Genomic DNA, 20408 nt, shown 5'->3' with positions numbered 1-20408 from the left:
CTTTCGTGTTGACTCATGCGCCGCTTCCGGCGCGGCGCGCGGGCACGGAGGACCAGGTCACGGCCTCCGTGCGCGGTGTCCCGACGCAGGTGCAGCGCACGCTCCGGGTGCTGCGCCGCGGCACGGGCGACCCGACCCACCGCGTGGAGTACGGCCCCGACGACGGCCCGGTGAACGCGGTCTGGCGCACGTCGCTGACCCCGGAGGGCCCCGGCACGCTGCGGATCCGCGTCGGCCGCGCGGCGGACGACGAGGTCGAGATCGACGCGTGGGGCGAGGGCGCGCACTGGCTCCTCAAGCAGGCCCCTGCGATCCTCGGCGCCGAGGACGACGACACCGGCTTCGCCGAACTCGCCGCCGCGCACCCGATACTCGCGGAGGCCCACCGGACCCGCTCGCAGGTGCGTCTGGTGCGCACCGGCCAACTCATGCAGGCGCTCATCCCGGCGATCCTGGAACAGAAGGTCACCACCCTCTCCGCATACACGGCATGGCGGCGCCTCGTGCGCAAATACGGAACTCCGGCGCCGGGCCCCGCGTGGATGCCGCGGGACATGTACGTGATGCCGGACCCGCACGTCTGGGTTCTGATTCCCTCCTGGGAATGGCGCCGCGCCGAGGTCGACGGCAAGCGCGCCGAGGCCATCATCCGAGCCTGCCGCCGTGCCGCCGCCCTCGAGCGCCTGGCGAACGCCGACGTCGACGCCGCCGCCGAGAAACTGCGGACGATCCCCGGCATCGGCCCCTGGACCGCCGCCGAGACCCTGCAGCGCAGCCACGGCGCCCAGGACCTGGTCAGCGTCGGCGACCTGCACCTGCCAAGAATCATCTGCGGCATCCTCGGCGAGCCCGGCGACACCTCGTACGATGACGAGAAGATGCTGCGCCTGCTCGCCCCCTTCGCCCCGCACCGCCAGCGAGCCGTCAGGTTGCTGCTGCAGAAGCGGTGAGTGCGTCGCGTTCGCGCTCCGCATCGCCGCCACGGAAAACGGCTTGTTCCGTAGTAGATCGGGCCGTTACGCTCGCTTCCGTGCGTTGACCAGACCTCTCCCGGTTCGTGCGCTCCGAAGTCCTCGGAGCCGTTCCGAAGTGCTTCCCTTCCGTACTCTGGAGAGATCACGCATGTCTGATTCAGCTCTGCTTTCCCCCTCCGCGCTCGCACGCCTACTTGCCGAGCAGTGGAGAGTCTCCACGGCCGAGATCACCGCGCACGACGGCGGGATGAGCTCGTCCACCTGGGTCGTCACCGAGGGTGCGCGGCGATGGCTGGCGAAGGCGGTGTCCGCCGAACGGTACGGGCAGCGGTTCGCGTCCGGTCTCGCCGCTGCCACGCGCCTGGACGAGGCCGGGATTCCGGCGGGCGCGCCCATACCCACGCGCGATGGCGCATTGACCGTCGAGGACGACGGTGCGGCCGTCGCGCTGCTCTCCTGGGTTGAGGGCAGCCCCGTCGAGCAGCACACGACCGACGGTATGCGACTCGTCGGCCGCACACTGGCCCGCGCCCACCTCGCCCTGGGCGGCGCGCCGGCGCGAGCGCACATCGAACCGCGCCTGGACCCGGCTGCCCCGCATCTGTGGATACGTCCGTGGATCCGGCCCGCGCTCGCCGCGGCGCGCGCGGCGGTCGAGGCGTTGGCCCCGGACACCCTCACCTGGGGTCCGTTGCACGGAGATCCAGCGGCGGAGGCGTTCCTCGTCGACCCCGACGCCGGAACCGTGGGGCTGATCGACTGGGGCGCGTACACCGTGGGCCCGCGCGTATTCGACCTGGCGTCGGCCGTCATGTACGCCGGTAGCCCGGAGAAGTCGCGGCCGCTGATCGAGGCCTACTTGGCCGAGGGAGCGTTGAGCTCGGCGGAAGTCGAGAGGGCGCTCGGCGCGATGCTCGGCTGGCGCTGGGCCAGTCAGGCCTACTACTTCGCGCACCGGATCGCGACCGGCGACATGACCGGCATCGCCGATCCGGCCGAGAACGAGCGAGGACTCGCGGACGCCAAGGCCTACCTGGACCCGGCCCGCATTCGTGCTTATCGGCCCGCCGACGAAACGGAATGGGCCCGATGCCGCGCCGTAGCGTTCCTCGACACCGCCTATTACGACGCAGTCGAGCCGCGCAAACCCGTGGAGGAAGCGGACGCGGTCATCGACCTCGTCGCCGTCGACGGCGACGAGGTCGTGGGGATCTTGGACGTCGCCGTGCGCGGAGATCTGGCCACGATCGAGACCGTGTGCGTTCACCCGGACCACCGGCGGTACGGGATCGCGACCCGCCTGCTGCGCGAGGCGATCCAGCGACTCGACGGCAGCCCGGCCCGGGTACTCGACGCGTGGACCAGGGAGGACGCGTCAGCACTGGCCTGGTACTCGGCACACGGCTTCGTCGAGGAGCACACGTATCTGCATGCGTACTCGGGCTACGGCTCGGCCAACACCTCGCGCATGGCCGAGCCCCGCGACCCGTTCCGGCCGGTGATCATCTTCGCGCACGCCCAACGTGAGCACGAACAGCAGGTCAGGGCCGAATTCGAGCGCGTATACGTGTGCCGACGGCTGGTCAAACAGCTCGCCGGCAGTTAGGCCGGCTAGACGTCAAAGTCGCGCAGGACACTGACTGTCCGCAGCCCGCGAACCCGACTAACGCCGCAGCAGGAACGACTCCACCTTGCGGGGCTGGCGGTCGGGGGCGGGGGCTGCGGGGTGGCCGACGGCTACGCAGCCCATGGGGTCCCAGTGGTCCGGCAGTTCGAGCACTCGGCGGACGGTGGGGCGGCAGAAGATCGACGAGGAGATCCATGCCGCGCCGAGACCTTCGACGGCGAGTGCTACCAACAGGTTCTCGATCGCCGCGCCGGTGGATACCAGGAACATCTCGCGCTCCCCGGCGTTGCGCCGCGCGTCCGGGTACGTGTGCGAGCCCTCCATCGTGAGGCAGGGCACCAGCAGCACGGGGGCGCCGCGCAGTACGTCGCCGCGCTTGGTGCGCTTGTCGACCGCGAGGTCGCTGAAGCCGTCGCCGCGCAGGTCCTTGATCCAGTCGGCGAGCATCTCGTCGAGCAGGCGCGACTGCACCTCGGGGGTGCGCACCTCGACGAAGGACCACGGCGTCGTGTGATGCGGCGCCGGCGCGGTGATGGCGGCCGCGATCGCGCGTTCGACCGCCTGCGGGTCCACCGGATCCGGCGTGAACGAGCGGATCGTGCGGCGAGCGAACACCGCCTCCGACCGGCCGAGCGCCCGCGCCTCCGCGGTGCCCAGCGAGAAGAGGTCCTCCTCGCTCGGCCGCCGCAGCGTCCGCGCTCCCGGACCCGGATCCTTCGTGACCGCCGCGCTCAGGCCCTTGACCAGCGCCACCGGAACCCCTCCCAGCTTCCCCTTGACCAGTTCCCCCGCGGCCGCCAGCTCGTCGGCGACCGCCGTGACCGTCACGGCGAGCTCGTTTCCGTGCGAATCGGCCGCGCCGCGCAGATCCCGTACTACAGACACGTACCCAGCGCCGATCGCCTGATCCACCAATCCGGCCCGCCAAACGCGCCCGAAGGTGTCCGAGACGATCACGCCGACGCGCACACCGTGCGTGCGGAGCAGGGCATCTGACAGTTCGACGGCGCTGCGGTCGGGATCCTCGGGCAGCAGCAGCACGGTGCCCGGCGCGGTGTTCGACGCGTCCACACCGCCCGCCGCCATCACGAGGCCGAGCCGGTTCTCCACGATGCGCAGCGGACCGCGGCGGGCCACGACGCGGACGGTCTCCTCGTCGATCGCCGCCTCGCGGTCGGCCGCCTGCCGGATCCGGTCCTCGGCCTTGGAGACGATCTTCGAGGTGACGACGAGGATGTCGCCCTCCTCCAGCCGCGGCCCGGCGGCCGCGGCGAGCGCCGTCAGGGCGTCGGACAGCAGCGCGGCGAGGTCGTCGCCCGGCCGGATCTCCGGCAGGCCGGGAACGGCGTGTACGGAGACCTGATCGGCGAGACCTTCCCGAGTGCTCATCGCGCGAGCTCCGCGGCGAAGTCCAGCGCCTCGCGGGCCATCGCCGCCGTCGCCTCGAGGTCCTTCATCAGCAGCGGAACCGCGCGGCAGCGGATGCCCACCTGCTCGACCGGCTCGACCTGGTCCGCGTCCGCGTCGTGCACCAGCCAGCCGTCCAGCAGATCGGCGCCGTGGTAGGCGGCGACCGCGGACGGCGTCGTCTGCACGCCCTCGGCCGCGAGCACCTTGTCGGCCATGCCGCGCACCGGCGCGGTGCCGATGATCGGGGACAGGCCGATGACCGGCGCGGCCGAGGAGATGACCGCCTCGCGGATGTTCTTGCCGCTGCCGCCCACGGCCAGGATCGCGCCGATCGAGACGACGGGGTTCGACGGCGGCAGGATGATCGCGTCCGCCTCGGCGATCGCCTCCAGCACGCCCGGCGCGGGCTTGGCCTCGGCCGCGCCGACGAACACGATCTGCTCGGCGAGCGGCGCGTGCATCCGCACCCAGTACTCCTGGAGGTGCACCGCCTGCCGCTTGCCCTCCTCGTCGCGGACCACGACGTGCGTCTCGGCCCGGTCGTCCGTCGCGGGCAGCAGCCGCACGCCCGGCTTCCAGCGGCTGCACAGCGCCTCGGTCACCGCGGACAACGGGTATCCGGCCTCGAGCATCTGGGTGCGCACCAGGTGCGTGGCGATGTCCTTGTCCCCGAGGGTGAACCAGTCGGGTCCGACGCCGTACTCCGCGAGTTCCCGCGCGACGCCGAAGCTCTCCGCGTCCCGCCCCCAGCGCTGCTCCGGATGGATGCCGCCGCCGAGCGTGTACATCACGGTGTCCAGGTCGGCACAGATCCGCAGCCCGTGCAGCGTGATGTCGTCCCCGGTGTTGCCGATCACCGTCACCTCGGCCCCCGGCGCGGCGTGCAGCAGCCCCTCCAGGAACCGCGCCCCGCCGACCCCGCCGGCCAGCACAGTGATCTTCTTCTTGTCGAAAGCGCTCACGAAATGAGCTTATGGCACTCGTCAGACTGCCGTGGCCGGGGAGTCCCTCAGCCCGCGACCTCGACGACCACGTAGACGCCCGGCGCGGCCATCGCGACGGCGCGCGGCGCGGCGGACGGGGCGAGCAGCAGCACGCCGGACGGCCCGGTCCGGTGCACCCGGGCGCGGGTGCCCGGCGGCAGCAGATAGGAGGCGCGCAGCCCGGCGAGGTCGGCGTCCGTCTGCTCCGCCGCGTCCGCCCCCGGGGGCAGCGCGAGCCCGGCCGCTATGGCCGCCGCCGCGTTGCCCAGCTGGGCGGTGCTCGGCGGCCGCGGCGCGGGGGAGCCGAGCTGCGGGTGCGGCTTGGCGTCGTGCAGCACCATCGCCAGGTCGGGCGTGATGGTGGCGGGGTTCGCGGCGATACGCGGAGCCATGAGGAGTGAGTCCCGTCTGTTGGGCTGCGGCCGGCGGAGGAAGTCCCCGTCCGCCGCGTTCGCGCGCCCTGGACGGGGTCAGCTACAGCGACAACAACAGCTGCGGGAGATGAGCGTGGGCAGGCTCGCGCCGCGCTCCGGCCGATGACCGGCCGGGCGCGTGCCGAGAACTACTCGTGGCCCGCTCATGATGGGTCGAGGGTAGCACGGCGACCGGGCCCGACAAGTCGCCGCGCAACCCCCCATACGGCGCCGTGCATTCGGGTGCCTACGCACCGTGGTCAGAGGGTTGTTCACTCGATCGGGTGCAATTCATCGGACCAAGCGCTTTCGACGGGCCCTTCGATGCGGCTCACCGCGTCGCAGGTGGCGCCGCTGCGGGACACGCCGTGTGGCACCCCCTGCCGCTGCTCCCTCCGAGTGAATAAGGCCCCCGCTATCAGATCCCGGCTTGACGCCCGTGGAACGACGCGCGTGTAATTTCCATCAGGCCACCGGCTTGTGACGCCGCGTCATCAGAGGTGGTCGCGATAGGCACGGGCCGTATTCATACGGCACGACAATGGCGATAAAAGTACGGACGATGCCGGGGCAGCGGCGGATGGCGAGCCTCCGCGCGCCGTGCGTGGCACACAGGACGGGAGGCGAGGGCGTGACCGAGGTCTTCCCGCTGTTCGGCGGCTTCGACGAGGAAATGAGCTGGCAGGAGCGCGCCCTGTGCGCGCAGACCGATCCGGAGTCCTTCTTCCCGGAGAAGGGCGGCTCCACCCGTGAGGCCAAGCGGGTGTGCCTGGCCTGCGAGGTCAAGGCCGAGTGCCTGGAGTACGCGCTGGCCCACGACGAGCGTTTCGGCATCTGGGGCGGCCTGTCCGAGCGGGAGCGCCGACGGCTGAAGAAGAAGGCTGCCTGAGCCTTCTCGAGCCTGCGTTTTGTCCCGGATTTCCGTATCAATACGGACAATTAACGCGACGGCGCCCCGATTTCCGGTCGCGTCTACTAGGGTGGGGCAACCGCCGTAGCCGCGCGGACGCGTGGTGGCGGCGGGGTGAAAACCGCCGTCGAGACCCGGGTCGTCGCCTCGCATGTCAGAGTACGCACCGCAAACGCGCTCCCGCGCGTACGCCGCAAACCCGCACGAAGCGCTGCGCCGCCATGTCGTGACCGCCGTCCTGGTCAGCCACGACGGCGAGCGCTGGCTGCCCACCGTGCTCGAGTCGCTGCTCGGCCAGCAGCGCCCGGTGCAGCGGATCATCGCCGTCGACACCGGCTCCCGGGACCGTTCGGCCGAGCTGTTGCGGGGCGCGCTCGGCTCGGACCTCGTGCTCGAGCGCAAGCGCTCCACCGGCTACGGCACCGCGGTCTCCTACGGCCTGAAGAACTCCGAGCCGGTCGGCTTCGACGAGATGGGCTACGACGCGGCCGCCCCCATCGAGTGGGTCTGGCTGCTGCACGACGACAGCGCCCCGTCCCCGGACTGCCTCGGCCAGCTGCTGCTGACCGCCGAGGAGTACTCCGCGGAGCACCCGAGCGACCACGTGGCCGCCATCGGCCCCAAGGTGCACGGCTGGTACGACCGCAGGCAGCTGCTCGAGGTCGGCGTCACGGTCGCCGGCAACGGCCGCCGCTGGACCGGCCTGGAGCGCGGCGAGCACGACCAGGGCCAGTACGACGAGGTCCGCCCGGTGCTCTCCGTCGGCTCGGCCGGCATGCTGATCCGCCGCGACGTGTGGGACCAGCTCAAGGGCTTCGACCGCGCCATCTCGCTGTTCCGCGACGACCTCGACTTCTGCTGGCGGGCCAACAACGCCGGCTACCGCGTCATCGTCGCGCCCGAGGCCGTCATCCGGCACGCCGAGGCCTCGGCCCGCGAGCGCCGCCGGGTGGACGCCGGCCCCAACCGGCCGCAGCTGCTCGACCGCACCCACGCGCTCTACGCCGTGGCGGTCAACCGGCCGTCCATCCTGTGGCCCTTCCTCTACCTCCGGCTGATCATCGGCACCCTGTTCCGGGTGCTCGGCCACCTGATCGCCAAGAGCCCGGGCCTGGCCTCCGACGAGTTCTTCGCGATGCTCGGCTTCGCCGCCCGGCCAGACCGGATACTGCGGGGCCGCGCGGCCCGCCGAAGGTTCCGGGAGGCCGACCCGCTCGAGGTGGCCATGCTGCTGCCGCCGCGCGGCGCGCTCACCCGGGCCGCGATCGACAACATCTGGACGCAGATCCGCGGCGACAAGGCCATGGACGGCGGGGTCAACGCCTCCCGGCACGGCTCGGCCGAGTCCGGCCCGGTCTCGGAGGAGGCCGAGTCGCTGGAGACCGACTCCTTGGCCCTCGTCAAGAGGCTGATCAGGAAGCCGATCATCGCGGTCGGCATCGGCCTGACCGCCGTCGCGCTGATCGCCGGGCGCAGCCTGCTGTTCAGCGGCACGCTCGCGGGCGGCGCACTGCTGCCCACCCCCGGCGGCTCCAGCGACGTGTGGCACGAGTACGTCTCCGCCTGGCACGGCGTCGGCCTCGGCACCAACTCCGTCGCCCCCGCCTACCTCGGCCTGGTCGCGCTGCTCGGCACGATCCTGTTCGGCAAGGCCAGCCTCGCCGTCCTGGTGCTGCTGCTCGGCTCCGTGCCGCTGGCGGGCCTGAGCGCCTCCTACGCCTTCAAGCGGGTGACCGACTCGGCCGGGCTGCGAATCTGGGGCGGCTACGCCTACGGCCTGCTCGCCGTATCGCTCGGCGCGGTCGCCACCGGACGGCTCGGCTCGGCGATGGCCGTCGCGCTGCTGCCGCTGATCGTCACCACGGCCGCGAGCGCGATCGGCAGCTCGAGTCGCGCGGGCAACACCCGCTCCGCGTGGACCTGCGCCTTCATGCTGATGCTCGCGACGGCCTTCGCCCCGGTGGTCTGGGCGCTCACCGCGGTCGCCGGCGCGGTCGCGCTGGTCTCGGTCGCCTGGCGCACCCGCTCGAACCTCTTCGTCACCGCGATCCGCATGGCGATCGTGCTCGGCACCCCGATGGTGGTGCTCGCGCCCTGGTCGCTCACGCTGCTGCAGCACCCGAGCTCGTTCCTGACCGAGATGGGCGCCGCGGGCTACGGCCTGGACTCGCCGACCTCCTCGCCGCTCGGCCTGCTGCTCGGCGACCCGGGCGGCCCGGGCACCTACCCGTTCTGGTTCGGCGCCGGCCTGCTGCTGACGGCGCTGGCCGCGCTGCTGCGCGGCACCCGGCGGCGCGTCGTGGTCTCCGCGTGGATGATCACGCTGCTCGGCTTCGGCTCCGCGCTCGTCCTGACCCGCACCACCGTCACCCCGACCGACGCCGCGGTCGGCGTCGTGCCGTGGCCCGGCGTGTCCACCGCGCTGCTCGGCTTCGGCCTGATCACCGCGACCATGGTCGGCGCCGAGGGCGCCCGCGAGCGGATCGCCGGGGCCGCGTTCGGCTGGCGCCAGCCGGTCAGCGTGCTGGTCACCGCCGCCGCCGTGCTCGCCCCGGTCGCCGCGGGCGGCTGGTGGCTGCTGCGCGGCGCGGAGAACCCCGTGGGCCGGGTCGCCGCGGGCCTGCCGCAGTACCTCGCGGCCGAGAACGCGAGCGCCGCGCAGGTACGCACCCTGACGCTCACCGCGGGCGCCAACGGCACCGTGGCCTACACCGTCGCCCGCGGCTCCGGCCCGATCATCGGCGACGCGGACATCCACCTGACGGCCGCTCAGACCACGAAGCTCGACGGGATCGTCGGCCAACTGCTCTCCGGCAGCGGCGGCAACGTGGCGCAGGGCCTGGCCAGCCTGGACATCGGCTACATCTGGGCGGCCGCCTCCGTGCCCGACGCGATCACCCACGGGCTCGGCAGCACCTCCGGCCTCACCCAGGACACGCTGACCGGCAGCACCGGCAGCTCGACCGAGTACTGGCAGGTCAACGGCACCGTCGGCCGGGTCGCCCTGCAGGACGCGAAGGGCGCGGCCATCCAGCTGCAGTATCAGTGCACCGGCTCGACCTCGAGCCCGGGCAGCACGGCCCGGGGCTCCGCCGCGGTCTGCTCCCAGGACGTGACGGCGTCGGTGAACGTCCCGGCCGGCGCGTCGGGCCGGGTGCTGGTGCTCGCCGAGGCGGCGGACGGCGGCTGGACCGCGAAGGAGAACGGTCAGAAGCTGCCCTCGACCACGCTGGCCAACGGCCTGCAGGCCTGGACCGTCCCGTCCGGCGCGGGCACGATCAGCATCGGCTACCAGTCGTACACGCACACCTTCTGGCTGCTCGGCGAGGCCCTCGCGTTCGCCGCGGCCACGATCATGGCGCTGCCCTTCGGCCGTCGGCCCGAGAACGAGCACGACGAGGAGGACGAGTACGCGCAGGCCGCGGCGGCGGCCGGCGAGCCGGGCAAGATGGAGCCGGACCCGGCCGTCGAGGCGGAGCCCGAGCCCGCTCCCGTCAGGGCCACGGCGCCCGCGTACGAGCCCGCACCACCGGCGTACGCACCGGAACCCGCGTACGAGCCGGCCCCGGCGGCGTACGAAGAAGAGCCCGAGCCCGTCAGCATGCCGACGCAGGCCGAGGCTCCCGCCGTCGAGACATACGACGCCCCGGTCTACGAGACCGCGCAGGCCGTCAACGCCGAGGTCTACCAGCCGGAGGCCGAGTACGGCTACGAATCCGGCGCGTACCAGAACCAGAACCAGAACCAGAACTACGAGCAGTCGTACGAGGCGTACCCGCAGCAGGGTTACGAGCAGTACGGCTACCCGGAACAGCAGCAGCCGTACGCGGAGCAGCCGCAGCAGCAGTACGCCTCGTATGAGCAGTACGGCTATGCGGAGCAGCCCCAGCAGCAGTACGCCTCGTACGAGCAGCAGCAGCCGTACGAGCAGCCGCAGCCCTACGAGCAGCCGCAGCAATATCGGGACTCGCAGTACCAGCAATACCCGCAAGAGCAGTACCCGCAGCAAGATCAGTACTCGCAGGAGCAGTACCCGCAGCACGAGCAATATCCGCAGGAGCAGTACCAGCAACAAGAGCAGTACCAGCAGCAGGAGCAGTACCCCCAAGAGCAGTACCCGCAGCATGAGCAGCCGTCGCCCGCCGCCGAGCACTATCCGGAGTTCGAGCAGTACCCGGGCTACGGCGCGCAGCCAGATCAGCAACCGCAGCAACCGCAGCAGCAACCGCAGCACGGTCAGGAAGGGTGGTAGGGCCGGTGAGCAGCAATCAGAAGTCCTCCCGGCTCGGTCCGGCCGCTAGCGCCGGGCGGCGGATTCAGGTCGCCGGTGTCGTCATCGCCGCGCTGGTGATCGGCGTCGGCTACGGCTACGCCAAGCCCGCGGCCAGCTCGGCGGCCTCGGCAAGCAAGTCGGCCGCGCAGTCCACGACCACCCCGATCAGCAGCGCCACGGTCGTCTGCCCGCTGGTCAAGGACAGCAGCTCGACGAACATCAGCACCTTCACCCCGGGAACGGTGTCGGTCTCCGGCAGTTCCGGCGAGTCCGTCGGCCAGCTGCAGGGCAGCAACAGCCTGCTCACCGCGGGCAAGGCGGGCACGCTGAGCACCGCGTCCGGCGTCTCCGGTGGGTCGGAGGCCGCGGAGGACGTCAACAACCCGGTGATCGCCACGGCCACCGGCGCCGACGCGGCCGGGTTCACCGTGACCGAGACCATGCCCTCCGGCTCGAACAGCAACACCCGCGGCCTGGCCTCGCAGAACTGCGGCAGCCCGGACACCGACATGTGGTTCGTCGGCCTGGGCACCGACTCCTCGGCGTACGCGATGCTGAACATGGTCAACGCGGACAACCAGTCGGCCAGCGTCAGCATCACGATGTACACCGCGGGCGGCCAGCTTGCGCAGGGCGAGGAGGCGACCTCGCTGCAGGGCATCACGATCTCGCCCAAGTCGCAGAAGTCCGAGCTGGTCAACACGCTCGACACGCAGAAGCAGGGCGCGCCGTACGCGATCCACGTCGTCGCGAGCTCCGGCCGGATCGCCGCCTCGGTGCTCGACTGGGACGGCAACGGCGGCGGGCGCGACTTCGTCGACAGCCAGAAGTCGGCGACCATGCTCGTCTTCCCGGGCATCCCGCAGTCGGAGAACAACGAGAAGGTTCAGCTCACGGTGCTGTCCCCGACCGCGGGCGCGGCCGTGGCGCTGCGCTGGGTCGGCCACTCCACGATCCAGCCGGCGGTCGGCGGCTCCTCGTTCTCCGGCAACCTGGTCCAAGGCAAGACGGCGACGGTCGACCTCAGCTCCGTGCCCCAGTCCGGGGAGTTCGCCGCGTTGGAGGTGTGCGGCGCGAACAGCGCCTCCAACCAGTGCCTGCCGGTCGCCGGTGGCAGCGGCGGCGCGATCCCGCTCGTCGGCGAGGTGAAGGTGAGCCAGTCGGACAACGGCGGCCAGGACACCGCGTACATCAGCCCCGTGCTGCCGCTCAGCGGTGATGGGATCGTGGCGGACAACACCTCGAACTCCGTGGTCACGCTGACCAACAACGGCAGCAGCGCGGCTCAGGTCAAGCTCACCGAGACCGGCTCGGGCAACAACCCGGCGAGCGCCAGGGCCACGGTCTCGGTGCCCGCCGGCCAGACCGTGAACGCCCCGCTGGCCGAGCCGAAGGGCGCGAGCGGCGACTTCGCACTCATGGTCACGCCGCTGAACGGCGCGCAGCACGTCTACGCCGCGCGGATCTACGCCACGGGAAGCAACCTGAGCATCCAGACGCTGACCACGGCCGCCGAGACGGTCACCGTGCCGGCCGTCGGACAGGACTCCTCGGGGCTCGTGCCGCAGAACTGAGCGGCGCGAACCGGCGGCCGCCGACCTGAAGAACAGCCGACCTGAAGAACAGCCGACCTGAAGGACAGCCGGCTTGACGGACAGCTGACTTAACGGATATCCGACCTGACGTGCATTCGGCTGCCGGCCGTCACTCCTCGTCGTCCGTCTCCGGGTCGATGATCTCCGGGTCCAGCCCCAGCAGCTCGGCGACCTGCTCGACCACGACCTCGTACACCAGCGGCACGAGCTCGGCCTGGGTCGCCGCGCGCACCTCGGTCGGCCGCCGGTAGACGACGATCCGGTCCGGCTCGCCACTGGCCGCCCGGATCGCCCGGCCCAGCGGCACCGGGTCAGCCGACCAGAACTCGGCGCCCGGCGGCGGGACCTGCTCCACGGCGAACTCCACCGCCGCCAGCTGCGGCCAGCGCTGCTCGAGCCGCTCGACCGCGTCCAGCACCAGATCGTCGAACTTCTCCGCGCGGGTCAGGCTGAGCGGCAGCTCGGCCGGGGCCAGCGGCCCGCGGATGCCACGCCCCCGGCGGTCGCGCGTCTTGCGGCGTCGCGGCTGGCCAGGCGGCGGCGAGGAGGGGATACCCGACTTACCATGCACGCCACTGACAGTAATACACAGTCAGGCATCTCGCGTTCGTGTGAAGAACGACGGGCGCGGCGTATGGCCGCCCGGCCCCGTATCGCAATACACTCGCGCACGTGAGCCTTGTCCGTCGCTGTTCGCGCAGCGCCTGCAGTCGCCAGGCGGTCGCCACGCTGACCTACGTCTACGCGGACTCGACCGCCGTGCTCGGACCGCTCGCCACCTTCGCCGAACCGCACTGCTACGACCTGTGCGCCGAGCACTCGGAGCGGCTGACCGCGCCGCGCGGCTGGCAGATCGTCAGGCTCTCGCCGCCGGAGACCGGCCGCCGCGCCCCGTCCACCGACGACCTCGAGGCGCTGGCCAACGCGGTGCGCGAGGCGGCCCGGGCCCCGGCGCCCGCGCCCGCCCCGCCCGCGGAGGCGCCCAACCGCGTGGTGCACCAGGGCGACCGGCCGCCGCGCCGCGGCCACCTGCGTCCGGTCGACGACTCGGACGGCACCGCCTTCACGGCCAACCGGTAGGCTCTGCCGGGACGGACCCCGACCGACCCGAAACGGAGCCGAGACACCGTGACCGCCCCGCACCCGACCGCAGGCGACCTGACCCACCTGGTGAAGGCCTACGACGTCCGCGGCACCGTACCCGACCAGCTCGACGAGTCGATCGCGCAGGCCCTGGGCGCGGCTTTCGTGCGCGTCCTCGGCGCCACGGCGATCACCATCGGCTACGACATGCGGCCCTCCTCCCCGGACCTGTCCGACGCCTTCGCGCGCGGCGCGGCCGGCCAGGGCGCCGACGTCGTCAAGATCGGCCTGGCGTCCACCGACCAGCTCTACTTCGCCTCCGGACACCTGAACCTGCCCGGCGCGATGTTCACCGCGAGCCACAACCCGGCCAGGTACAACGGCATCAAGATGTGCCGGGCCGGCGCCGCCCCGGTCGGCCAGGACACCGGCCTTTCCGAGATCCGCGAGCTGGCCGCGCGGGAGCTGGCCGAGCCCGGCTCGGTCTTCACCCCGGCCGAGAAGCAGGGTTCGATCTCCGAGCGCGACCTGCTCACCGCGTACGCCGCGTACCTGCGCTCGCTGGTCGACCTCACCGGGATCCGGCCGCTCAAGGTCGTGGTGGACGCGGGCAACGGAATGGGCGGGCACACCGTGCCGACCGTCTTCCACGGCCTGCCGCTCGACCTGGTGCCGATGTACTTCGAGCTGGACGGCTCCTTCCCGAACCACGAGGCCAACCCGCTTGACCCGAAGAACCTGGTCGACCTGCAGAAGAAGGTCGTCGAGGTCGGCGCGGACATCGGCCTGGCCTTCGACGGCGACGCCGACCGCTGCTTCGTGGTGGACGAGCGCGGCGAGCCGGTCTCCCCGTCCTCGGTCACCGCGCTGGTCGCGGTGCGCGAGCTGGCCAAGCACCCGGGCGCTACGATCATCCACAATCTGATCACCTCGCACGCGGTGCCGGAGATCGTCCGCGAGCACGGCGGCGTCCCGGTGCGCACCCGCGTCGGCCACTCCTTCATCAAGCAGGAGATGGCGAACTCCGGCGCGGTCTTCGGCGGCGAGCACTCCGCGCACTACTACTTCGCGGACTTCTGGAAGGCCGACACCGGCATGCTGGCCGCGATGCACGTGCTGGCCGCGCTCGGCGAGCAGCCGCGCCCGCTGTCCGAGCTGACCGCCGAGTACTCGCGCTACGCCGCCTCCGGCGAGATCAACTCCGAGGTGGCCGACCAGGCCGGGCGCACCGCCGCGGTGCGCGCCGCCTTCGCCGACCGGCCCGGGATCGAGATCGACGACCTGGACGGGATGACCGTGGCGCTGGCCGCCGAGGGCTGGTGGTTCAACCTGCGTCCGTCCAACACCGAGCCGCTGCTGCGCCTGAACATCGAGGCGCGCAGCACCGACGAGGTCGCCGCGCTGCGCGACGAGGTCCTCGCCATCGTCCGCGCCTAGGAGGCCTGAGTACATGAGCACGCTGATCGAGCCGAGCCTGCTGGAGATCCTGGTCTGCCCGAACTGCCACGCGCCGCTGCGCGAGGAGGCGGAGGCCGGAGAGCTGGTGTGCACCGACGCCGCCTGCGGGCTGGCCTATCCGGTGCGCGACCACATCCCGGTGCTGCTGATCGACGAGGCGCGGAAGGCCGCGTAACCCGCCGTGACGAATCCCGAGGAGCTGCTGGCCGACCCGCAGGCCCTGGAGGAGGCCGACCAGGGCGGCACGCTGCGCCTGGTCGCGATGAGCGGCGCCCGGATCCGCCGGGCCGCCGCGCTGCGCGAGCTGGACCCGGAGGCCGGGCCGGTGCTGGACGCGGTGGCGGCGGACGGCCGTCCGCGCGCCCTGGTGCTGCTCGGCTACGGCACCGGCGCCACCGTGGCCAAGCTGATCTCGGCCGTGGTCGGCGCCGGGGCGAGCGTGCCGATCCTCTCGGTGCCCGGCCCCGCCCTGCCCGGCTGGATCGGCCCGCTGGACCTGGTCGTGGTGGCCTCCACCACCGGCCGCTCCCCGGAGATCGCCGCCGCGCTGACCGAGGCCGGCCGGCGCGGCTGCCGCATCGTCGTGGTGGCCCCGCCGACCTCCGAGCTGGCCCGGCTCGCCGGGCCCGCCAGGGCGGCCCTGCTCGGCATGGCGGACGCCTCGGCACCGGTGTGGGCCCGGCTGTGGTCCGTCGCCATTCCGGCGCTGCTCGCGGTCGAGGCCGCGGGGATCCTGCCGGCCCAGTCCTACGAGGCGGCGGCGGCAGCGGCGGACGACGCGGCGGTGCGCTTCCGGCCGAGCCAGGAGCCGTTCGTCAACCCGGCCAAGGAGATCGCGCTGCGCTGCGCCGAGCACCCGCTCGCCGCGTGGTCGGCCGGACCCATCGCGACAGTCGCCGCGGGGCGTCTCGCGGACCAGGCCGCGTTGCGCGCCGGACGTCCGGTTCTGCACGCCTCGCTGCCGGATCTCGGCCGTGGCCAGCTCGGCCTGCTCGACGGTTCCGCGGCGGCCTCATCCGAAGCAGACCTCTTCTACGACCCGGAGGTCGACGGCCCGCGCACCGGCAGCGCCGCGCCCGCCTTCGTGCTGCTCTCCGAGGCCCAGGTCGAGCCGCGCGCGGCCGTCGTCGAAGCCATGTTGAACGAACGTAATCTGCCGCTCAGCACGGTCGTCGCCGAGCAGGCGACGACGCTGGAACGCGCCGCGTACCTGATCGCGCTGGCCGATTTCACCGCGTGCTACCTGGCGATCGCCGTCGGCGCGGGACCGGATCAGGGCAAGGCGATCGAGGAGTTCAAGCTGCGCACCGCGCAGTGATCGACCGCGGTAACCGAGCGGAGTTACTAACTAAGCTATAACGGGGTTCTGTCATAGGCCGCTGGGCCGGTAGCATTTCATAAAGTGAGCGATGCGGCAGCAACAGCGGCAACAGCGGCGACAGAGGCACAGGGAGCCGGGGGAAGCTCGACCATGGCCGACGGGGCAGTGCAGGTCACCTTCGCGCAGATCGAGGACATGGCAGGGAAGGCCGGGTCTACCAACTCGGCCATCCAGGCGCTGCTTGACGACCTCTATCGCCAGGTGGCCCCATTGTTCGCGACGTGGGCGGGTGCCGCGGCCGAGACCTTCCAGTACCAGCACCAGCAATGGGCCAACGCCTCGGACGACCTGAACACCGTGCTGCGCGACATCGCCACCCTGCTGTTGGAAACCCATGACAGCTACAGCCAGGCCGAGGCCGAGGTCGCGACGATCTGGACGGCGTGATCCCGCCCGCCTCATGACGCGGAATCACCGTCGTGACTAGACTCGCGCTGCGTAGTGCCTGCCTAACTAGCGTGGAGGATCTGGTCGTCATGACCCAGCTCGCAGTGCTGACCGATTTCAAGGTGCGGGATCTCTCGTTGGCCGACTTCGGCCGCAAGGAGATCCGGCTGGCCGAACACGAGATGCCCGGCCTGATGGCGGTGCGCCGCGAGTACGCCGATTCCCGTCCCCTGCAAGGGGCGCGGATCACCGGCTCGCTGCACATGACCGTGCAGACCGCGGTGCTCATCGAGACCCTCGTCGCGCTCGGCGCCGAGGTGCGTTGGGCCTCCTGCAACATCTTCTCCACCCAGGACCACGCGGCCGCGGCCATCGCGGTCGGCCCCGAGGGCACCCCCGAGGAGCCGCGCGGGGTGCCGGTCTTCGCCTGGAAGGGCGAGACCCTGGAGGAGTACTGGTGGTGCACCGAGCAGGCGTTGACCTGGCCAGATGATCAGGCACAGCGCCAGACCCCGAACATGATCCTGGACGACGGCGGCGACGCGACCCTGTTCGTGCACAAGGGCGCCGAGTTTGAGAAGGCGGGGGAAGTCCCGGACGCCGCCGCCGACGACGCCGAGGAGTGGCTCGTCATCCTGGATACGCTGCGCGCCTCGCTCGCCGCGGACCCGACCAAGTGGACCCGCGTCACCGACTCGATCAAGGGCGTGACCGAGGAGACCACCACCGGCGTGCACCGGCTGTACGAGATGGCCCAGGCCGGCACCCTGAAGTTCCCGGCGATCAACGTGAACGACGCGGTCACCAAGTCGAAGTTCGACAACAAGTACGGCTGCCGGCACTCGCTCATCGACGGCATCAACCGGGCCACCGACGTGCTGATCGGCGGCAAGGTCGCGGTCGTGCTCGGCTACGGCGACGTCGGCAAGGGCTGCGCCGAATCGCTGCGCGGCCAGGGAGCGCGCGTCATCGTCACCGAGATCGACCCGATCTGCGCCCTTCAGGCCGCGATGGACGGCTACCAGGTGACCACCCTCGAGGACGTGGTCGGCATCGGCGACATCTTCGTCACCTGCACCGGAAACCGCGACATCATCCTGGCCGAGCACATGGGCCGGATGAAGCACCAGGCGATCGTCGGCAACATCGGCCACTTCGACAACGAGATCGACATGGCCGGCCTGGCCAAGACGCCGGGGATCGTGCGCGAGGAGATCAAGCCGCAGGTGCACGAGTGGCGCTTCGCGGACGGCCACACCGTGCTCGTGCTCTCCGAGGGCCGGCTGCTGAACCTGGGCAACGCCACCGGACACCCGTCGTTCGTGATGTCCAACTCGTTCGCGAACCAGGTGCTCGCGCAGATCGAGCTGTTCACCAAGCCCGACGAGTACCCGATCGGCGTCTACACGCTGCCGAAGCAGCTCGACGAGCGCGTCGCCCGGCTGCACCTCGACGCGCTGGGCGTGAAGCTCACGACGCTGACCGAGCGCCAGTCCTCGTACCTGGGAATCCCGGTCGAGGGCCCCTATAAGCCCGATACGTACCGTTACTAGGATCGTTGACGCCGATCTCCCGGCGATACCGCTCCGCGGTGACCGCGACCAGGTACTGGTACGGCGCGACACCGCGGGGCGGCTGCGGGGAGACGTGCTCGGCGACCTGCCGGGCCAGCTCCTCGGTGAGTTCGGCCGCGGCGGTCCGGTCGAGTTCGAAGACGCGGGAGAGCAGCTGACGTGCCGCCAGGATCAGTCCGGGCGGCACGTCCTCCACCCGGGCCGTCGTCGCCCAGCGCGCCAGCTCCGGATGCGGGGGCATCGGCATCGTGCCCGGACTGGTCTCGCTGCGCTCCCGGACCACGATCGTCCCGGCGAGCAGATCGCCGAGCCGCCGGCCCTGCCGTGAGCAGGCCACCGCGACGGCGCCGGGCAGGCCGAGCAGGATGAGCACCGGAAGCCCGGTGATGAGCGTGATCGGCAGCCCGATGTCCGCGAACAGCAAGGCCATCGCGCGCACCATCGCGTGCCGGAAGCGCTCCGGGCCGCCGTCGAGCCGCACGACGCGCAGCCCCGCCGCGAGCTTGCCGACCGAGCGTCCCGAGCTGATCGTCTCGCACACGAGCGGATAGCCGACCGCGACCAGCAGGATCGAGACGATGTCCAGCGCGGAGACCGTGTCGTCGGAGGCGCCGGATCCGGCGAGCGCCCGCAGCAGCTGGTAGCAGATCTCATACAGCACGGCCATCAGGATCAGGTCGAGTACGAGCGCCGCGGCCCGGCTGCCGAGCCTGGCGGGGCGCAGCTCCAGCGCGACCCCTTCGGCGACCACCAGTTCGGACACGGCCTGCTCCCACCCTCGCATCGGTCCACGGATCTGCTGCGGAGAACCAAGCTACGGCACCGCCGCCCTGGCCGGGAACCCGCGCGGACCACTAGCGTGTGCCCGTGGACATCGACGCGTTCGTGGTGAAGAACGCTCCCAAGTGGAACAGGCTCAACCGCCTGGCCCGGCAGCGCCGCCTCACCGTCACGGAGGTGGACGAGTTGCTCGCGCTGCACCAGGCGACGGCTCGCGACCTGTCCGTGGTGCGCACGAACCTGCCGGACGCCGAGATGGTCGGCCGGCTCTCGGGCACGCTCGCGTTGTCCCGGGCCGCGTTGACCGCGCCACGCGTGGCCCGCTGGACGGTGGTCGGTGACTTCTTCACGGCGAAACTGCCCGCGGCGCTCTACCGCGCCCGCTGGTGGTGGGGAATCACCGCGATCTTGTCGCTTTTGCTGGCCCTGGTGCTGGGAATCTGGCTGGCCCACGACGCGGCCGCGCGCAACGAGCTGCTGCCGCCGGACTACGTGCAGCAGCTGACGAAGCCGGGCGGTGACTTCGAGACGTACTACCGCTCGGCGCCGGCGCGGGACTTCGCGTTCAAGGTCTGGACGAACAACTTCTTCATCTCGTGGGAGGCGCTGTTCTCCGGGATCCTGCTCGGCATCCCGGTGCTGCCCATGCTGTTCGTCAACAGCGCGAACATCGCCGTGGACGGCGCGTACATGGTCTCGGCGGGTCGCGGCAACGTCTTCTTCGAGCTGATCCTGCCGCACGGGATGCTCGAACTGACCTCCGTCTTCATCGCCGCGGGAGTCGGCCTCAAGCTGGGCTGGACACTGATCGCGCCGGGAGCGCGTTCCCGTGTGATGGCCCTGCAACAGGAGGGCCGGATCACCGGCGTGGTCGCGATCGGGATGATGCTGACGCTGGCCTGCTCTGGGCTGATCGAGGCCTTCGTGACGCCCTCGGGTCTGCCGACCGCGGCCCGGATCGGCATTGGCGGGGTCGTTGAGCTGGCGTTTCTCGGCTACGTCTTCGTCCTCGGTCGGCGCGCCTACCTGCGTGGCGAGACCGGTGACCTGAGTGCGATGGACCGCAGCGACGAGCTTCCGGTCGTGGCCTAGCCACGTGCTGAACCGGCCGCCCCAAGGCTTCTGACTTCACGTCACCTGGGGATTGGCCAGAACGCTGCCCCGTGGTGCATACTCTTAAACACCGCCCCGGAGGAACGGACCGAGAAGTTCGGGACTCCGGCCGCTTGACCCGAGAGGGTCGGATGGCTAGGGTAGAAGGGTTGCGGTCAAGCGAGACGCAGCGATAAGGTCGAAAAGCATCAGCTTAAGACCAAATCAAGTGAAGCGCAAGAGGCAATCGCCGACTGTGGTAAGGTTTACCGCAGAGCAACAAAACCGAAGTAGCGCCGGTCGCTGATACGGACTCGTTGGGGTTCGGGTAGGCGGTGAGTGTGTCTGTTTCTTGAGAACTCAACAGTGTGTCATTTGTCTATGATGCCAAATGTTTTGTTTGGCTGATTTGATCCCGACCTCCGTCGGGATGTTGATTGGCCAGGTATGGAATTCTTTTTTGGAGAG

The 20408-nt window shown here is 71.1% G+C and carries 17 protein-coding genes; 12 read left to right on the top strand and 5 right to left on the bottom strand.

What is annotated here, in order from left to right:
* Nucleotides 1-5 precede the first annotated feature (5 nt).
* A complete protein-coding gene (locus VG296_RS30135; RefSeq protein WP_325571889.1) occupies nt 6-950 on the top strand; it encodes a DNA-3-methyladenine glycosylase 2 family protein in 945 nt (314 codons plus the stop codon).
* Between the two features lie 172 nt (nt 951-1122).
* Complete coding sequence (locus VG296_RS30130; RefSeq protein WP_325571888.1) at nt 1123-2580, top strand: GNAT family N-acetyltransferase; 1458 nt, start codon at nt 1123-1125, stop codon at nt 2578-2580.
* Between the two features lie 57 nt (nt 2581-2637).
* On the opposite strand, the gene VG296_RS30125 is transcribed toward VG296_RS30130, so the two are convergent.
* From VG296_RS30125 to VG296_RS30115, 3 genes are read right to left on the bottom strand one after another with little or no spacing between them, the layout of a single operon-like run.
* Nucleotides 2638-3990 (bottom strand): coenzyme F420-0:L-glutamate ligase, encoded by a 1353-nt coding sequence (locus tag VG296_RS30125; RefSeq protein WP_325571887.1) that lies wholly within the window; start codon nt 3988-3990, stop codon nt 2638-2640.
* A complete protein-coding gene (gene cofD, locus VG296_RS30120) occupies nt 3987-4973 on the bottom strand; it encodes a 2-phospho-L-lactate transferase (protein ID WP_325571886.1) in 987 nt (328 codons plus the stop codon). Before cofD ends, VG296_RS30125 begins: the two co-directional genes overlap by 4 nt.
* Nucleotides 4974-5020: 47 nt before the next feature.
* Nucleotides 5021-5386 (bottom strand): hypothetical protein, encoded by a 366-nt coding sequence (locus VG296_RS30115; protein ID WP_325571885.1) that lies wholly within the window; start codon nt 5384-5386, stop codon nt 5021-5023.
* A gap of 652 nt (nt 5387-6038) precedes the next feature.
* Between VG296_RS30115 and VG296_RS30110 the strand changes: the two genes are divergently transcribed.
* The 3 genes from VG296_RS30110 (at nt 6039) to VG296_RS30100 (ending at nt 12164) form a co-directional block, all read left to right on the top strand.
* Nucleotides 6039-6296, top strand: a complete 258-nt coding sequence (locus tag VG296_RS30110) for a WhiB family transcriptional regulator (protein WP_349259758.1) — start codon at nt 6039-6041, stop codon at nt 6294-6296.
* A 172-nt stretch (nt 6297-6468) separates the two neighbouring features.
* On the top strand, nt 6469-10569 hold the full coding sequence (locus tag VG296_RS30105) for a glycosyltransferase (protein WP_325571884.1): 4101 nt from the start codon (nt 6469-6471) through the stop codon (nt 10567-10569).
* A gap of 5 nt (nt 10570-10574) precedes the next feature.
* Nucleotides 10575-12164 (top strand): DUF5719 family protein, encoded by a 1590-nt coding sequence (locus tag VG296_RS30100; protein ID WP_325571883.1) that lies wholly within the window; start codon nt 10575-10577, stop codon nt 12162-12164.
* A 130-nt stretch (nt 12165-12294) separates the two neighbouring features.
* On the opposite strand, the gene VG296_RS30095 is transcribed toward VG296_RS30100, so the two are convergent.
* The gene (locus VG296_RS30095) at nt 12295-12756 is read right to left on the bottom strand and encodes a metallopeptidase family protein (protein ID WP_325571882.1); all 462 of its coding nucleotides are present in this window, start codon (nt 12754-12756) and stop codon (nt 12295-12297) included.
* 101 nt (nt 12757-12857) lie between these two features.
* On the opposite strand from VG296_RS30095, the gene VG296_RS30090 reads away from it, so the two are divergent.
* From VG296_RS30090 to ahcY, 6 genes are all read left to right on the top strand, one after another.
* Nucleotides 12858-13265, top strand: a complete 408-nt coding sequence (locus VG296_RS30090) for a DUF3499 domain-containing protein (RefSeq protein WP_325571881.1) — start codon at nt 12858-12860, stop codon at nt 13263-13265.
* Nucleotides 13266-13313: 48 nt separating this feature from the next.
* Entirely contained in the window at nt 13314-14705 is a 1392-nt protein-coding gene (locus tag VG296_RS30085) for a phosphomannomutase/phosphoglucomutase (protein WP_325571880.1), read from the top strand.
* A 13-nt stretch (nt 14706-14718) separates the two neighbouring features.
* Nucleotides 14719-14901: a Trm112 family protein gene (locus VG296_RS30080; RefSeq protein ID WP_325571879.1), complete on the top strand. Its 183-nt coding sequence runs from the start codon at nt 14719-14721 to the stop codon at nt 14899-14901.
* A gap of 6 nt (nt 14902-14907) precedes the next feature.
* Complete coding sequence (locus VG296_RS30075) at nt 14908-16044, top strand: SIS domain-containing protein (protein WP_325571878.1); 1137 nt, start codon at nt 14908-14910, stop codon at nt 16042-16044.
* A gap of 153 nt (nt 16045-16197) precedes the next feature.
* Entirely contained in the window at nt 16198-16494 is a 297-nt protein-coding gene (locus tag VG296_RS30070; RefSeq protein ID WP_325571877.1) for a WXG100 family type VII secretion target, read from the top strand.
* A gap of 89 nt (nt 16495-16583) precedes the next feature.
* Nucleotides 16584-18047, top strand: coding sequence for an adenosylhomocysteinase (ahcY, locus tag VG296_RS30065; protein ID WP_325571876.1), 1464 nt, complete (start codon nt 16584-16586; stop codon nt 18045-18047).
* Here ahcY and VG296_RS30060 read toward each other — a convergent pair.
* Entirely contained in the window at nt 17965-18831 is an 867-nt protein-coding gene (locus tag VG296_RS30060; protein WP_325571875.1) for an RDD family protein, read from the bottom strand. The two genes, ahcY and VG296_RS30060, sit on opposite strands and share 83 nt — an antisense overlap.
* A gap of 104 nt (nt 18832-18935) precedes the next feature.
* Here VG296_RS30060 and VG296_RS30055 point away from each other — a divergent pair, with 104 nt between their 5' ends.
* The gene (locus VG296_RS30055; RefSeq protein ID WP_325571874.1) at nt 18936-19940 is read left to right on the top strand and encodes a stage II sporulation protein M; all 1005 of its coding nucleotides are present in this window, start codon (nt 18936-18938) and stop codon (nt 19938-19940) included.
* Nucleotides 19941-20408: the final 468 nt, after the last annotated feature.

The organism is Actinospica sp., assembly GCF_035552695.1.
Taxonomy (GTDB): domain Bacteria; phylum Actinomycetota; class Actinomycetes; order Streptomycetales; family Catenulisporaceae; genus Actinospica.
The sequence above is the reverse complement of the archived record's forward strand: the minus strand, read 5'-3'. Positions and strand labels throughout refer to the sequence as shown.

What these genes read in the sequence shown, in the direction of transcription:
- VG296_RS30130 (WP_325571888.1), top strand. Translation starts at nt 1,123, where the DNA reads ATGTCTGATTCAGCTCTGCTTTCCCCCTCCGCGCTCGCACGCCTACTT.
- VG296_RS30125 (WP_325571887.1), bottom strand. Translation starts at nt 3,990, where the DNA reads ATGAGCACTCGGGAAGGTCTCGCCGATCAGGTCTCCGTACACGCCGTT.
- VG296_RS30080 (WP_325571879.1), top strand. Translation starts at nt 14,719, where the DNA reads ATGAGCACGCTGATCGAGCCGAGCCTGCTGGAGATCCTGGTCTGCCCG.
- VG296_RS30105 (WP_325571884.1), top strand. Translation starts at nt 6,469, where the DNA reads ATGTCAGAGTACGCACCGCAAACGCGCTCCCGCGCGTACGCCGCAAAC.
- VG296_RS30070 (WP_325571877.1), top strand. Translation starts at nt 16,198, where the DNA reads ATGGCCGACGGGGCAGTGCAGGTCACCTTCGCGCAGATCGAGGACATG.
- VG296_RS30115 (WP_325571885.1), bottom strand. Translation starts at nt 5,386, where the DNA reads ATGGCTCCGCGTATCGCCGCGAACCCCGCCACCATCACGCCCGACCTG.
- ahcY (WP_325571876.1), top strand. Translation starts at nt 16,584, where the DNA reads ATGACCCAGCTCGCAGTGCTGACCGATTTCAAGGTGCGGGATCTCTCG.